This window comes from Pseudomonas sp. PDM01 (assembly GCF_014852325.1).
In the GTDB taxonomy this organism is placed as follows: domain Bacteria; phylum Pseudomonadota; class Gammaproteobacteria; order Pseudomonadales; family Pseudomonadaceae; genus Aquipseudomonas; species Aquipseudomonas migulae.
Map to the genome: position 1 here is coordinate 613811 of NZ_JACVBK010000001.1, position 13269 is coordinate 627079.

11 protein-coding genes are annotated in these 13269 nt (G+C 59.5%); 1 reads left to right on the plus strand and 10 read right to left on the minus strand.

What is annotated here, in order from left to right; genetic code table 11:
• The first annotated feature begins 53 nt into the window (after window positions 1-53).
• Window positions 54-1355 carry an OprD family porin gene (locus IB246_RS02900; RefSeq protein ID WP_008044248.1) on the plus strand — a complete coding sequence of 434 codons (1302 nt, stop codon included), beginning with the start codon at window positions 54-56 and terminating at the stop codon, window positions 1353-1355.
• A 100-nt stretch (window positions 1356-1455) separates the two neighbouring features.
• Here IB246_RS02900 and IB246_RS02905 read toward each other — a convergent pair whose 3' ends face one another.
• The 10 genes from IB246_RS02905 to IB246_RS02950 all read right to left on the minus strand — a co-directional run bounded on the left by IB246_RS02905 (window position 1456) and on the right by IB246_RS02950 (window position 13251).
• On the minus strand, window positions 1456-2400 hold the full coding sequence (locus IB246_RS02905; protein ID WP_008044250.1) for a carbohydrate kinase family protein: 945 nt from the start codon (window positions 2398-2400) through the stop codon (window positions 1456-1458).
• 13 nt (window positions 2401-2413) lie between these two features.
• Entirely contained in the window at window positions 2414-3910 is a 1497-nt protein-coding gene (gene xylB, locus IB246_RS02910; RefSeq protein ID WP_008044252.1) for a xylulokinase, read from the minus strand.
• A 159-nt stretch (window positions 3911-4069) separates the two neighbouring features.
• Window positions 4070-5542: a mannitol dehydrogenase family protein gene (locus IB246_RS02915; RefSeq protein ID WP_008044255.1), complete on the minus strand. Its 1473-nt coding sequence runs from the start codon at window positions 5540-5542 to the stop codon at window positions 4070-4072.
• A 16-nt stretch (window positions 5543-5558) separates the two neighbouring features.
• Window positions 5559-6662, minus strand: coding sequence for an ABC transporter ATP-binding protein (locus tag IB246_RS02920; protein WP_008044257.1), 1104 nt, complete (start codon window positions 6660-6662; stop codon window positions 5559-5561).
• A gap of 134 nt (window positions 6663-6796) precedes the next feature.
• The gene (locus tag IB246_RS02925; protein WP_007936731.1) at window positions 6797-7627 is read right to left on the minus strand and encodes a carbohydrate ABC transporter permease; all 831 of its coding nucleotides are present in this window, start codon (window positions 7625-7627) and stop codon (window positions 6797-6799) included.
• A gap of 10 nt (window positions 7628-7637) precedes the next feature.
• Window positions 7638-8537: a carbohydrate ABC transporter permease gene (locus tag IB246_RS02930; RefSeq protein WP_225609007.1), complete on the minus strand. Its 900-nt coding sequence runs from the start codon at window positions 8535-8537 to the stop codon at window positions 7638-7640.
• Between the two features lie 177 nt (window positions 8538-8714).
• Entirely contained in the window at window positions 8715-10025 is a 1311-nt protein-coding gene (locus IB246_RS02935) for an ABC transporter substrate-binding protein (RefSeq protein WP_008044262.1), read from the minus strand.
• A gap of 336 nt (window positions 10026-10361) precedes the next feature.
• Window positions 10362-11267 (minus strand): AraC family transcriptional regulator, encoded by a 906-nt coding sequence (locus tag IB246_RS02940; protein ID WP_008044265.1) that lies wholly within the window; start codon window positions 11265-11267, stop codon window positions 10362-10364.
• Between the two features lie 95 nt (window positions 11268-11362).
• A complete protein-coding gene (locus tag IB246_RS02945; protein WP_008044267.1) occupies window positions 11363-12238 on the minus strand; it encodes a hypothetical protein in 876 nt (291 codons plus the stop codon).
• A gap of 119 nt (window positions 12239-12357) precedes the next feature.
• Window positions 12358-13251 (minus strand): hypothetical protein, encoded by an 894-nt coding sequence (locus IB246_RS02950; protein ID WP_008044269.1) that lies wholly within the window; start codon window positions 13249-13251, stop codon window positions 12358-12360.
• Window positions 13252-13269 lie beyond the last annotated feature (18 nt).

The following is a 13269-nucleotide window of genomic DNA, read 5'->3' on the forward strand; positions in this document are numbered from 1 at the left end:
TATTTTCTGGCTTATTGCGCCTTGCGCAAACGCTGCACTGTTGGAGCTTTTTCATGCGTCCCCCTTTTCAACTCATCACCGCGCGCCAGTCACTCGGCTTCGGCGCTTTAGCCCTGTGCGCCGGTTTTACCGTCCAGGCTCAGGCGAGCGGTTTTCTCGATGACACCACGGCGAAGATCGAATCGCGCACGGTGTATTTCAACCGTGATTTTCGTGATGGTCATACGTCCACCGAACAGGGCGCGTCCAAGCGCGAAGAGTCGGCGCAGGGCTTCATTCTTAACCTGCAATCGGGGTACACCGAAGGCACCGTCGGCTTCGGTATCGATGCGCTGGGCATGCTCGGGTTTAAACTCGATTCCAGCGCCGACAGCAGCAACAGCGGCTTGCTGCCATCGTCGGGTGAAAACCCGCGTGGCTCGAAAGACCAGTACGCCAAACTCGGCCTGACCGCCAAGGTGCGCGTCTCCGATAGCGTATTGAAGTACGGCGCGCTGCTGCCCGACGTGCCGCTGCTCAAGTACAACGACGGGCGTTTGCTGCCGACCATGTTCAACGGCGCGCAGCTCACCTCTAAAGAGATCAAGGACCTGACGTTCATGGCCGCGCGCCTGGACCAGTACACCGCCCGGGACTCGACCGACGCCCAGGACATCCGCGTGCACTGCAAGAACAAGCGCTACGCCTGCAACGTCACCGCCGATCACTTCGACATGTATGGCTTCGACTACAAGATCAATGAGCGCCTGACTGCGCAGTATCACTACGCCGAGCTGGAAGACATCTATCGCCAGCACTTCGTGGGTTTGCTGGCCAGTCAGCCGCTGGGTGAGGGCGTGCTCAAGGCTGATCTGCGCGTGCTCAAGAGTGCCGACAGCGGCGCCGAGCGTGCCGGCTCCATCGACAACCGCGCACTGAGCGGCATGCTCGCGTACGCCATCAGCGGCCACACCTTCAGCGCCGGTTGGCAGCGCATGAACGGCGACAACTCGATGCCGTACCTGGATGGCACCAATCCGTACCTGGTGAACTACGTGCAGGTCAATGACTTCGCCGCCGCGCAGGAGCGTTCGTGGCAACTGCGTTATGACTATGACTTCAAGTCGATTGGTATCAACGGGCTGAGTTTCCTGACCCGTTACGTCAACGGTGATCACATCAAGGTGCTTGGCAGCGATCAGGAAGGCAAGGAATGGGAGCGCGACAGCGAGCTCAAGTACGTGGTGCAAAGCGGGACGTTCAAGGATGTCAGCCTGCGGCTGCGGAACGCGACATACCGGACCAACTACGAGAAGTTTGCGCGGGATGTGGATGAGACGCGGTTGATTGTGAGTTACAACTTTTCGGTGTTGTGACAATTAGGCCGCCTTCGCGGGCAAGCCTCGCTCCTACAGGTTCTATGGCGCGACGCCTACCCTGTAGGAGCGAGGCTTGCCCGCGAAGAGGCCCTCACATTCAGCCAAGATCCAACTGCTGCCGAAACGGCAAATCCGGCCCGGTCTTGCTGCACGTCAGCGCCGCTGCCCGCACCGCAAACTTCAACATCCCGTCGATCTGCTCGCGCGCCAGCGATTGCACGCCCTCGACCGAATCCAGCTGCTGCTCGGTCAGCCAGGTAATCAACGCCGCCTGGAACGTATCGCCAGCCCCAACGGTGTCGGCAATCTTCACCGGACAGGCCGGCACCGACCACGAACCGTGATTGCGGCTAAACACCGTCGCCCCTTCGCCGCCACGGGTCAGGAACACCACCTGACAGCGATGCTGCAACCAGCCTTCAATCACCCGCTGCGGATCCTGACCGGGAAACAACAGGCTCAGGTCCTCATCGCTGACTTTGATCAGGTCGGCCAGTTCAACCAGCGTCGCAACTCGCGAACGCCATAGCTCGATGTTCGGTTCAGGGTTGAGCCGCACGTTCGGATCAAGGCTGATCAGGCGCTTGCCACTTTCCCGCTGTACCAGGGCCATCAACGTGTCGGCAATCGGCTGCACCACCAACGAGAACGAGCCAATGTGCAAGCCGCGCACCTCTGGCCCCAGTTCCGGCAAATGCTCCGGTTTCAACTGCCGATCTGCGCAACCTTCACCACGGAAACTGTACTGCGGTGAACCATTGGCACCGACCGCGACCATCGACAGGGTGGTCGGTGCGGCGAAATCCACCAGGTAATCCGGGCGTACGCCTTCATCTTGCAACACTTGCTGCAAACGCCGGCCCAGGTAGTCGGTCGACAACCCGGCAAACAGCGCCGCGTCCACGCCCAAGCGGCGCAAACCGACCGCTACGTTGAAGGGCGAGCCGCCGGCAATCGCCTTGAAATTCACTTTTGAAGCCAGGCCGCTGGCGTCGTCTTCACTGAAGAAATCGAACAGCGCTTCGCCACACACCAGATACATAGTTGTTCACTCTTTAAAGGGTTGCGACATGCTGTTGATAGCGTTCATAGGCCTGCTGACAGGCCGTTACATTTTCTGCAATCGGCAGGGTTTCGCTGGCCGGATCGAGCTTCACGCAGCGCTCGCACAAGTCCGCGAGGCTGTCTTCGTGGCCGTTTGCCCAGGATTTGCACCACGCCGCCTGAATCGCCGCGCCGAGGGCGGCGGCTTCGCTTTGTTCGGTGCAGATCACCTTGGTGTTCATGATGTCGGCGACAATCTGGCGCCACACCTGGCTTTTCGAGCCGCCGCCGATCAGGCAGATGGTGCGGCTTTGTAAGCCATTCTGGCGCAGCAGGTCCAGCCCATAACGCAAACCGAAGGTCGTGCCTTCGACCACGGCGCGGCACAAATTGGCTTGCGTCAGGTTGGTCATGGTCAAGCCCAGCAAGCTGCCGGTGGCGTGGGGCAGGGCGGGGACGCGCTCGCCGTTGAGAAACGGCAGCATGCTCACACCTTCGGCGCCGATCGGTGCTTGCGCGACGAGGGTGTTGAACTGCTCGATATCCAGCTCGAACAGGTCGCGAATCACTCCGGTGGCATTGGTCAGGTTCATGGTGCAGATCAGCGGCACCCAGCCACCGCTGGAGGAACAGAATGTTGCGACCGACGCGTCAGCGCTGACGGTCGGTTGATCGGCATAGGCGTACACCGTGCCCGAGGAACCGAGGCTCATGGTGATCGCGCCGGGCCGGATATTGCCGGTGCCGATGGCGCCCATCATGTTGTCGCCACCGCCGCTGGACACCAGCGCCTTGGGGTTGATGCCCAGGTGCTCGGCGATGCCCGGCAGGATCGTGCCCACCGCTTGATGGGCGTCGATCAGCTCCGGCAGCGCTGCTTGCAAGCGACCGCTGGGGTCAATGTCGCGCAGCAGCTGCAAGTCCCACTGGCGGGTGCGCACGTTGAAATAACCGGTGCCCGAGGCATCGCCGTACTCGCTGCAACTGCGGCCGGTGAGCCAGTAGTTGAGGTAGTCGTGGGGCAGCAGGATGCGCGCGATCCGGGAAAAAACCTCCGGGTGCTGTTCTTTGGTCCAGAGCAGTTTTGAAACGGTGTAGCCCGGTGCGATGACCACGCCGAGGCGTTCGAGCGAGCCTTTTTCACCGCCAATGTGCGCCAGTAGACGGTCGTTCTCCGGAGTGGATTCGGTGTCACACCAGAGCTTGGCGGGGCGCAGTACCAGGCCTTGCTCGTCGAGCAGGACCAGGCCGTGTTGCTGACCGGAAACGCCGATGCCGAGGATGTCCTGACCGTCGACGTTTGCTGCGCTCAGCGCACGACGCGTGGCTGAAGTGAATGCTTCCAGCCATTGCGATGTGTCCTGCTCGCGACGGCCATTGGCGCCGCTGATCAACGTGTGTGCGGCGGCGCCCTGGCCGAGGACCTGACCGTTGCGGGCATCGAGGATGATGGCTTTGGTGCCTTGGGTGCCGCAGTCGATGCCGAGGAATAGTTGTTGGTTTGCCATGGGAGGTCCTTGGTGTGTCAGGTCTATCGGGGTGAAGTCATTCGCGGGCAAGCCTCGCTCCTACAGGGGATCTTTAGTGGACGCGGATTTTGTGTACGACACCGATCCAATGTGGGAGCGAGCCTGCTCGCGATGACGGCGGTGATGTCACCGCCGCTTTTACGCCAACACCCGCTCCAACGTCCGCGTCACACCCACTTCCCGCAAATTGTTGCAGCACCACTCAAACGCCGCGACAAACTCTGGCGAATGCGCAATCGCCGTACCAAAAATCTCCTCCACCGCCAGCAGCCGCTGGGCCATCAACGCATCATCCGCCACCAGCGCCTGACAAAACGCCGCCCGAGGATCGGGAATGGCATAGGTATCACCATTCTCGTCCACACCCTTCAAATACAACGCCCACGCCGCCACCACCAGCGCCGCACGCTTGGTCTCCCGGCCATCGGCAATCAAGCGGTTGATGGTCGGAATGGTGAACTTGGGAAACTTCGACGAACCGTCCGAGCACACACGCTCCAGTTGATCGGCAATCGCCTGATTGGAAAAGCGCTCCACCAGGGTGTTCTTGTAATCAGTCAGATCAATCCCCGGCACGGGCGACAGTTGCGGCGTCACGTCCAGGTCCATGTAGGCACGCATGTATCGAACAAACAGCGGGTCGTTCATGGTCTCGTGAACGAAGCGGTAACCCTTCAAAAAACCCAGGTACGTCAGCGCCAGGTGACTGCCGTTGAGCAGTTTGATTTTCATCTCTTCGTACGGCGTGACGTCGTCGGTGAATTGCACGCCGACCTTTTCCCAGGCCGGGCGACCGTTGACGAACTTGTCCTCCAGTACCCACTGCACAAACGGTTCGCAGACCACCGGCCAGGCATCGTCGACCGCGTGTTTGTCGGCCAGTTGCAGGCGATGTTCGGTGCTGGTCATTGGCGTGATGCGGTCGACCATCGCATTCGGGAAACTGACGTTTTCGGCGATCCAGTCGTGCAGGTCTGCATCGCGCAGCGCGGCGAAGGCCAGCAACGCTTTGCGGGTGACTGCGCCGTTGTGCGGCAGGTTATCGCAGGACATCAAGGTGAACGCCGGCGTGCCGGCAGCGCGGCGTTTGGCCAACGCGGCGCAGAGAAAACCGAACACGGTTTCCGGCGAATCCGGGTGCGCGAGGTCGTGCTGGATCTGCGGCAGGTGGGCCATGAATTCGCCGTTGCTGTCGTCAATGCAGTAACCGCCCTCGGTGATGGTCAGCGAGACGATGCGGATCTCGGGACTCGACAGTTTGTCGATCAACGCTTGCGCGCCGTCCTCGGCCAGCAGCATGTCGCGGATCGCGCCGATGACCCTGACTTCAGTGTCATCGGTGTCGCCGAGTTCAAACAGGGTGAACAGGTAATCCTGCTCCTTGAGATCGTCCCGGGCGCGGCGGTCTTCGGCGCGCAGGCCGACGCCGCAAATCGCCCAGTCCAGGCCTTCGCCAGTGTTCATCAAGGCGTCGGTGTAATACGCCTGATGGGCGCGGTGGAAGCCGCCGACGCCAATGTGCGCGATGCCTTGGCGGGCGTCGCTCAGGGCGTAGGCGGGCAGGACCACTTCGGGCGCGAGGTGGTGCAGGTTCTGTTTATTCAGTTTCATCACAGGCTCTCTGAAATCAGGCCGCTGCGCGCAACGGGCGAGTCAGCGCCACGCCGTCGGCATCGAATAAATGGCAGTGTTCGGCGTCCAGGTGCAGGCTCAGCGCCTCGCCATAACGGCTGGCCAGATCGCCACGAACCCGCATGGTCAGCGCTTCACCGGAGGCGGTCCGGACGTGGCAGAAGGTGTCGCTGCCCAGTCGTTCGCTGACGTCGGCGGTGACCTGCAAGGTGCAGTCGCCGGTTTTTGCCAGCTCCAGATGTTCCGGGCGAATGCCCAGCGTCACCGCACCACCGACGCTCAGGCTGGCGCCGCTCAGCGGCAACGTGATGCGGGTGCCGGCATCGAGCGCCACTTCGCAGCTTTGGCTGTCGACACGGGTGACTTTGCCCTTGAGGAAGCCCATCTTCGGTGTGCCGAGAAAGCCTGCGACAAACAGGTTGGCTGGCTGGTGATACAGGTCCAGCGGCGAGCCGACCTGTTCGATCTTGCCGCCGTTCAACACCACCACTTTGTCGGCCATGGTCATGGCTTCTACCTGGTCGTGGGTCACGTAGATCATCGTGGCTTGCAGTTCTTTGTGCAGGCGCAACAGTTCCAGACGCATCTGTACGCGTAGCGCCGCGTCTAGGTTGGACAGCGGTTCGTCGAACAGGAAGATTTTCGGGTTGCGCACGATGGCGCGTCCGATGGCCACGCGTTGACGCTGGCCGCCCGACAGTTGCTTCGGCTTGCGCTCCAGCATCGGCCCGAGCTCAAGGATGCGCGCCGCCTCACCGACTTTCTTCTCGACTTCGGCTTTCGGTACGCCGGCCAGATCGAGGGCAAACGACATGTTTTTGCGCACGCTCATGTGCGGGTACAGGGCGTAGGTCTGGAACACCATCGCCAGGTCACGCTTGGCCGGGCTGACTTCGGTGATGTCGCGGCCGTCGAGTTCGATGCTGCCGCCGCTGACTTCTTCCAGGCCTGCGATCAGGCGCAGCAGGGTGGACTTGCCGCAGCCGGACGGGCCGACGAAGACCACGAATTCCTTGTCGTTCACTTCCAGGTCGATGCCTTTGATGATGGAAAAGCCTTCGAAGCCTTTTTGCAGATTCTTGATTTTCAGGTTGGCCATGGTGATGGGCCTCCGCTTGTTTTTATTCGGGTTAAACCGGACAGGCTTTTCGTAGGAGCCAGGCTTGCCGGCGAAAGCGATCTCACGGACGCCTTCGCCGGCAAGCCGTGCTCCTACAGGGATCGGTTACCGGATTATTTCACCGCGCCAAACGACAGGCCGCGGACCAGTTGTTTCTGGCTGATCCAGCCGAAGATCAGGATCGGCGCGCAGGCCAGGGTCGACACCGCCGACAACTTGGCCCAGAACAACCCCTCGGGGCTTGAGTACGAAGCGATCAGCGCGGTCAGTGGCGCGGCTTTCGACGAGGTCAGGTTCAGCGACCAGAAGGCTTCGTTCCAGCACAGGATCAGCGACAGCAGCACTGTGGAAGCCAGGCCGCCCTTGGCGATCGGCAACAACACGCGAACCATTTCCTGCCACAGCGTGGCACCGTCCAGACGTGCGGCTTCGAGGATGTCCTTGGGGATGTCCTTGAAGTAGGTGTAAATCATCCAGACCACGATGGGCAGGTTGATCAGCGTGTAGATCACGATCAGCGCGATGCGCGTGTCGAGCAGGCCAAAGCTCTTGGCCAGCAGGTAGATCGGCATCAGCACGCCCACCGGCGGCAGCATCTTGGTCGAGAGCATCCACAGCAGCGTGCCTTTGGTGCGCTGGGTTTCGTAGAACGCCATCGAGTAGGCCGCCGGCACCGCGATCAGCAGGCACAGCGCCGTGGCGCTGAAGGAAATCACCACCGAGTTCCAGGCAAAACTGAAGTAATCGCTGCGCTCGTTGATGTGCAGGTAGTTCTCCAGCGTCGGTGTGAAGATGAATTGCGGCGGCGTGGCGAACGCGTCGATTTCGGTTTTGAAACTGGTCAGCACCATCCAGAAAATCGGGAAGAAGATCAGGATCGCGATGGCCCAGGCCAGCGTGCCGAGCAGCAGGCTTTGCAGACGACGGGATTGTTGAAGGGTCATGGCGCAGGCCTCAGGCTTTGTCTGTCAGGTTTTTGCCGATCATGCGCACCAGCACGATGGCCGCGATGTTGGCGATCACCACCGCAATCAAACCGCCGGCGGACGCCATGCCGACGTCGAACTGCACCAGCGCCTGGTTGTAGATCAGGTAGGCGAGGTTGGTCGAGGCGTAGCCGGGGCCGCCGTTGGTGGTGGTGAAGATTTCGGCGAACACCGAGAGCAGGAAGATCGTTTCGATCATCACCACGACGGCAATCGGTCGTGCCAGGTGCGGCAGGGTCAGGTGCCAGAAGATCGCAATCGGCCCGGCACCGTCGAGGCGCGCGGCTTCTTTCTGCTCCTGGTCTAGGGACTGCATGGCGGTCATCAGGATCAGGATCGCGAAGGGCAGCCATTGCCAGGACACAATGATGATGATCGACAGCAGCGGGTAGTGCGCCAGCCAGTCCACCGGTTGCGCGCCGAACAGTTTCCAGACGTAGGCGAGAATCCCCGACACAGGGTGGAAAATCAGGTTCTTCCAGATCAACGCACCGACGGTGGGCATGATGAAAAACGGCGAGATCAACATCACCCGCACGACGCCGCGACCGAGAAAATCACTGGCCTCCAGCAGCGCACTGATCAACACCCCGAGCACCACGCTGATCAGCAATACGCTGCCGACCAGCAACAACGTGTTGGTGGCGCCGGGCATGAACCCGGAGTCCGTCAGGAAGTAGGTAAAGTTCTCAAGCCCCACGAACTCGTTCTCGCCCGGGTTGAGCAGGTTGTAGCGGATCATCGAGAAGTAAACAGTCATGCCCAGTGGCACGATCATCCACAGCAGCAGCAAGGCCACCGAGGGGCTGACCAGAAACCAGCCGGGGTTGGCCAACCGGCTTTTACGCACCGGGTGGGGAATGTCCATGTGAGCTTTGGCAGTTGAAATATTCATGGTGATCAAAACCGATTAGCGATAGGCGAACGAAGATCAACTGTAGGAGCGAGGCTTGCCCGCGAAAGCGATGGTTCTGGCGAAAGATATTTGTCGGATGTACCGACGCTTTCGCGGGCAAGCCTCGCTCCTACAGGGGGCTTTGCGGGGTTACTTGGGGTAACCCGCGCGCTTCATCTCACGCTCTGTGGTTTGCTGGGCGGCGGTCAGGGCCTGGTCGACCGTGGTCTGACCGATCAGCGCCGCCGAGAACGATTTGCCTACCTGAGTGCCAATGCCCTGGAACTCGGGGATGGTCACCAACTGAATGCCAATGTAGGGCACAGGCTTGAGCGTCGGCTTGCTTGGGTCCGCCGTTTTCAGCGACTCGAGCGTGACCTTGGCAAATGGCGCGGCGCTCATGTACGCCTCGCTGTAAGTCGAGGCCCGCGTGCCTGGCGGTACGTTGGCAATGCCGTCCTTTTCCGCGACCAGTGCGCCGTATTCCTTGGAGGTTGCCCAGGCACTGAAGGTCTTCGCCGCGTCCTTGGCTTTGGAGCTGGTCGGAATCGCCAGTGCCCAGGAATAGAGCCAGGCCGAGCCTTTGTCAGTGGTCTGGTGCGGCGCGTAGGTGAAGCCCACGTGCTCGCTGACCTTGCTCTGGGTTTTGTCGGTGACGAACGAGCCGGCGACGCTGGCATCGACCCAGATCGCGCATTTGCCGCTGTTGAACAGCGCCAGGTTTTCGTTGAAGCCGTTGCTCGACGCGCCCGGCGGGCCTGACTTCTTCATGGTGTCGACGTAGAAATTCAGGGCGTTTTTCCACTCGGGGCCGGTGAATTCCGGTTGCCACTTCTCATCGAACCAGCGCGCGCCATAAGCATTGGCGACGGTGGTGATCAGCGCCATGTTCTCGCCCCAGCCGGCCTTGCCGCGCAGGCAGATGCCGTACTGCTCTTTATCCTTGTTGGTGAGTTTGCTGGCGAATTCGCCGATCTGTTCCCAGGTCGGATGTTCCGGCATGGTCAGCCCGGCGTCCTTGAACAGGTCGGTGCGGTAATAGGTGATGGAGCTTTCGGCGTAGAACGGCAAGGCATACAGCGAACCCTTGACTGACAGGCCTTCACGCACCGAAGGGAACACGTCGTCGAGGTCATAAGTGGCCGGCAAATCCTTCATCGGTTCCAGCCAGCCCTTGGCGCCCCAGAGTGCAGCTTCGTACATGCCGATGGTCAGCACGTCGAACTGCCCGCCCTGAGTGGCGATGTCAGTGGTCAGGCGCTGACGCAGGACGTTTTCTTCGAGCACCACCCAATTGAGCTTGATGTCCGGGTGCTCGGCTTCGAAGGTTTTCGAGAGCTTTTGCATGCGGATCATGTCGCTGTTGTTGACGGTGGCGATGGTCAGGGTCTGAGCGCCGAGGCTGACGCTGCTGAGGGTCATGCAGGTGAGGGCTAGCAGAGCTTTTACAGAAGGTTGCATCGTGCACTCCTTTTCTGCACCCGGAGGGGACAGAAGGACGGTTATTGTTTTTGTGTCTTCCGGGGCAGGAAGAATGTGCGCTGATTACAGCCTTCAATTGAGGATGAGACAAATCATCCATCGCACTTGAATTGATACTATTTTGCACTGAGGTTGGTGGCGTGAAACACAGGGAAGGGCTTTTCGGCGGTCAGGCGCTATCGAATACGTACAGGTTTCAGGTTGAAATAAGCACCTGTGGGAGCGAGCCTGCTCGCGATGAGGTCGTATCAGCCAGCATTGATGTAGCCTGACACGCCGCCATCGCGAGCAGGCTCGCTCCCACAGGGTTTTGGGTCAAACCAGGTTTTGTTCGGTCAACCGCTGCACCGCCAACCGCCGATAGTGCGATGGCGTCATGCCTTTCAACTGCTGAAAACGCCGATTGAAATTGGAGATATTGTTGAAGCCCGACTCGAAACACACATCGGTCACCGGCTTGTCGCCGTCGGCCAGCAGTTCACAGGATTTGCTGATGCGCAGCCGGTTGACGAACTCGATGAAGCAGCGCCCGGTGGCTTGCTTGAACACTCGACTGAAATAGGTCGGCTTCATGCCCAGGTGCTCGGCGACTTCCTCCAGCGGCAGTTCACGGGCGTAGTGGGCAAAGATGTAATCCACCGCGCGGTTGGTGCGATCGATATTGTGTTCATCCGCCAGTTGCGGCGTTGTGGCACCGGACAGCAGTTGGTAGTCGTCGGTGGCTGCGAGCAGCTCCAGCAAAATGAAAAAGTGCCCGAGGCGGGTCATGCCTTTGGTGTCGGCGATTCGCTGCATCAAGGTCATCGCCTGGCGGATGGTGTGTTTGCAGCGAAATTCGATGCCGTACTGCGCGCGCTCCAGCAAGGGCGCCAGTGTCTTGAGTTCGGCGAACACCTGGTGGCCGCTCTCGAACAGCTCGTCGGTGAAGTTGACCAGCATGTCCCGCTTGGGCACCACTTCGTCCTCGGCGACCTGGCTGATCCAGTTGTGGGGCAGGTTGGGGCCGGTGAGGAAGAGAGTTTCCGGATAGAAGTTGCCGATGTAGTCGCCAATGAACACCTTGCCGGAGCTGGCGACGATCAGGTGCAGTTCGTATTCCTTGTGAAAATGCCAGCGCACCAAGGGGCAGGGGAAACCGTGCTGGCGATAGATGATCGACAACCCGTTATGGTCGTCCATCAGTTCGTAGGAAGGATCGGTGACTCTTGCAGTCCGGGTCATATCAGGGCGCTTTTATTGTTATTGCGCCCTGATCATGCCTCTTTACCGGCCGACATTGCCAGCCTGGGGCATGTCGACCGACGTCATGCGCCCGGTTACGGATGCAAGGCGCTGCCATAAACCGCCTTCATGCTCGACGCGCTCCAGCAGTAACGCACGATGTCTGACTCATCGAAAAAGTCGGTGCTGACAATGCTGCATCGCGTCACCCAGTCCCGGGTCGGGTTGAACCAGGCGTTGATCTGGTTCTTGATGTCCTGAGGCCCGCCCAGAAAACCGTAGCTGGTGGCCGACAACGACCAGAGAAAGCTCTCGAACGGTGCGTCTTGCAGCTCGTTGGCAATGTGGCGCTCCAGTTCCGCCGTGTCGGTGAAGGTTTCGCCGCTCCATTTGTGCGGGATGCGCGGCCAGAAGTAATCATCGTCCAGCCCCCGCACAACGTGCGCTGCCAGCACCAGCCTGCGGCGGGTGCTCATGCGTTTGAGTTGGCCCACCGTTTTCGACGCGTCGTAGGACGGTATGACTCGGTGCCCGAGTCGACTCACCAGCAGGTCATTGAGTTTCTTGTGGTCAAAACGCTTGGCACCGTCGCCCATTTGGTGGAAGTCGAAGACGATGAACTCGTCCGGGTTTTGATCAAGGAACGCTACTGTCGCGTCGATCAGCTCATCAAGGACACGATGAGACTGAAAGCCATTGTGATGAAAGTAGAAGATCGATTGATCGCGCCCCTCGGTGTAACCAAGTCGGATATCAAATGCCCGTGCACCATTGGCCAGTTGCCACGCAAATGAATCGTTTTGGCACGTGGTCCAGTTACCAATGACAACATCATAGTTGGGGGCTTTTTTGTCCATGCCGCTGTTGTGAGTGCCTGGCCAGATCAAGTCGGTCAACTTCAGGCGGTCGATGTCGAGCACATTACTCATCCATTTCTTTTTGTCGAACGTACCTTGTAAAGATTGGGTCATTGTCATTCCTGATAATGGCTTCAGCCCATCCGTGGGATGAAGTGGATATATGTAATTTCAAGCATAGAGGTGCGTTCCAGCATTGCCAGTGACAGAAACATCTGCACAAATTAATAGTGTCAGGCGTTGGCTTTGATCAGATTGGCCATCCGGCAATGGCTGACCAGATTCGATGTTTCAAAAAAGTCCGCATTGATAATGCTGCACCTTAGAATCCACTCGCTGACGGCCGGGTCAAACCATTGATCAAGCTGCTCGCCGATGTTCACCGGACCGCCCACGGCATGGTAACTGGTGGCGGAGAGTGACCATGGCATGTCGCTGGTTGGCGGGTATCGCATGACCTGCGTGATATGCGCGTTCAGCTCACTGATGCTGGTCGTCCCGATTCCGCTCCATTCGTGCGGAATGTACCGGCAAAACAAGGTGGCATCGAAGCTCGGGTGATATTCGGCGGCAACCAGCACGCGCCGGGCATGACTGGCCCGTTTCAATTGCCCGAGTGTCAGGCCCGCATTCGTGTAGGGAATTATCCGGTCACCCAAATGAGTCATCAGCAGGCGGTTGAACTCCCGATGGTCAAAGGCCTGGTTGCCTGCATTCAACTGATGAAAATCCAGCACGATGAACTCATCGGGGTTTTCCTGCAGAAACCGGATCACGCTCGTGATCAGGTCTTCCAGGGAGCGGGAGGAGCGAAACCCGTTGTGCTGGCACCAGAAGGTTCCGACGCCATTGCTGCCGATTACATACTCCAGCCTGATATCGAGCGCGCGGGCACCTTGGGTCAATTGATAGTAGAACGTATGGGTCTGGCAAGCGGCCCAGTGACTGATGCCCGGTGCCGCATACGAGGCCTTTTTGTCCACGCCGGCATTATGCGCGCCAGGTAAAACCAGTTCCGCAAGCGAGAGTGAATCAATGACCGGAAGTTGGGTCATCCAGCGATGGGTGGTAAATGATTGGTTGTTGTAGAGGAAGTTAAGCTTAGTTGCTGTTAGATCGTTATTCATTGTGCGTCCTTGCACAGT

Excerpts from the sequence above, each read along its gene's own strand:
- IB246_RS02940 (WP_008044265.1), bottom strand. The coding sequence starts at position 11,267 with ATGACCCGGACTGCAAGAGTCACCGATCCTTCCTACGAACTGATGGAC.
- IB246_RS02920 (WP_008044257.1), bottom strand. The coding sequence starts at position 6,662 with ATGGCCAACCTGAAAATCAAGAATCTGCAAAAAGGCTTCGAAGGCTTT.
- IB246_RS02935 (WP_008044262.1), bottom strand. The coding sequence starts at position 10,025 with ATGCAACCTTCTGTAAAAGCTCTGCTAGCCCTCACCTGCATGACCCTC.
- xylB (WP_008044252.1), bottom strand. The coding sequence starts at position 3,910 with ATGGCAAACCAACAACTATTCCTCGGCATCGACTGCGGCACCCAAGGC.
- IB246_RS02915 (WP_008044255.1), bottom strand. The coding sequence starts at position 5,542 with ATGAAACTGAATAAACAGAACCTGCACCACCTCGCGCCCGAAGTGGTC.
- IB246_RS02925 (WP_007936731.1), bottom strand. The coding sequence starts at position 7,627 with ATGACCCTTCAACAATCCCGTCGTCTGCAAAGCCTGCTGCTCGGCACG.
- IB246_RS02905 (WP_008044250.1), bottom strand. The coding sequence starts at position 2,400 with ATGTATCTGGTGTGTGGCGAAGCGCTGTTCGATTTCTTCAGTGAAGAC.
- IB246_RS02930 (WP_225609007.1), bottom strand. The coding sequence starts at position 8,537 with ATGGACATTCCCCACCCGGTGCGTAAAAGCCGGTTGGCCAACCCCGGC.
- IB246_RS02945 (WP_008044267.1), bottom strand. The coding sequence starts at position 12,238 with ATGACCCAATCTTTACAAGGTACGTTCGACAAAAAGAAATGGATGAGT.
- IB246_RS02900 (WP_008044248.1), top strand. The coding sequence starts at position 54 with ATGCGTCCCCCTTTTCAACTCATCACCGCGCGCCAGTCACTCGGCTTC.
- IB246_RS02950 (WP_008044269.1), bottom strand. The coding sequence starts at position 13,251 with ATGAATAACGATCTAACAGCAACTAAGCTTAACTTCCTCTACAACAAC.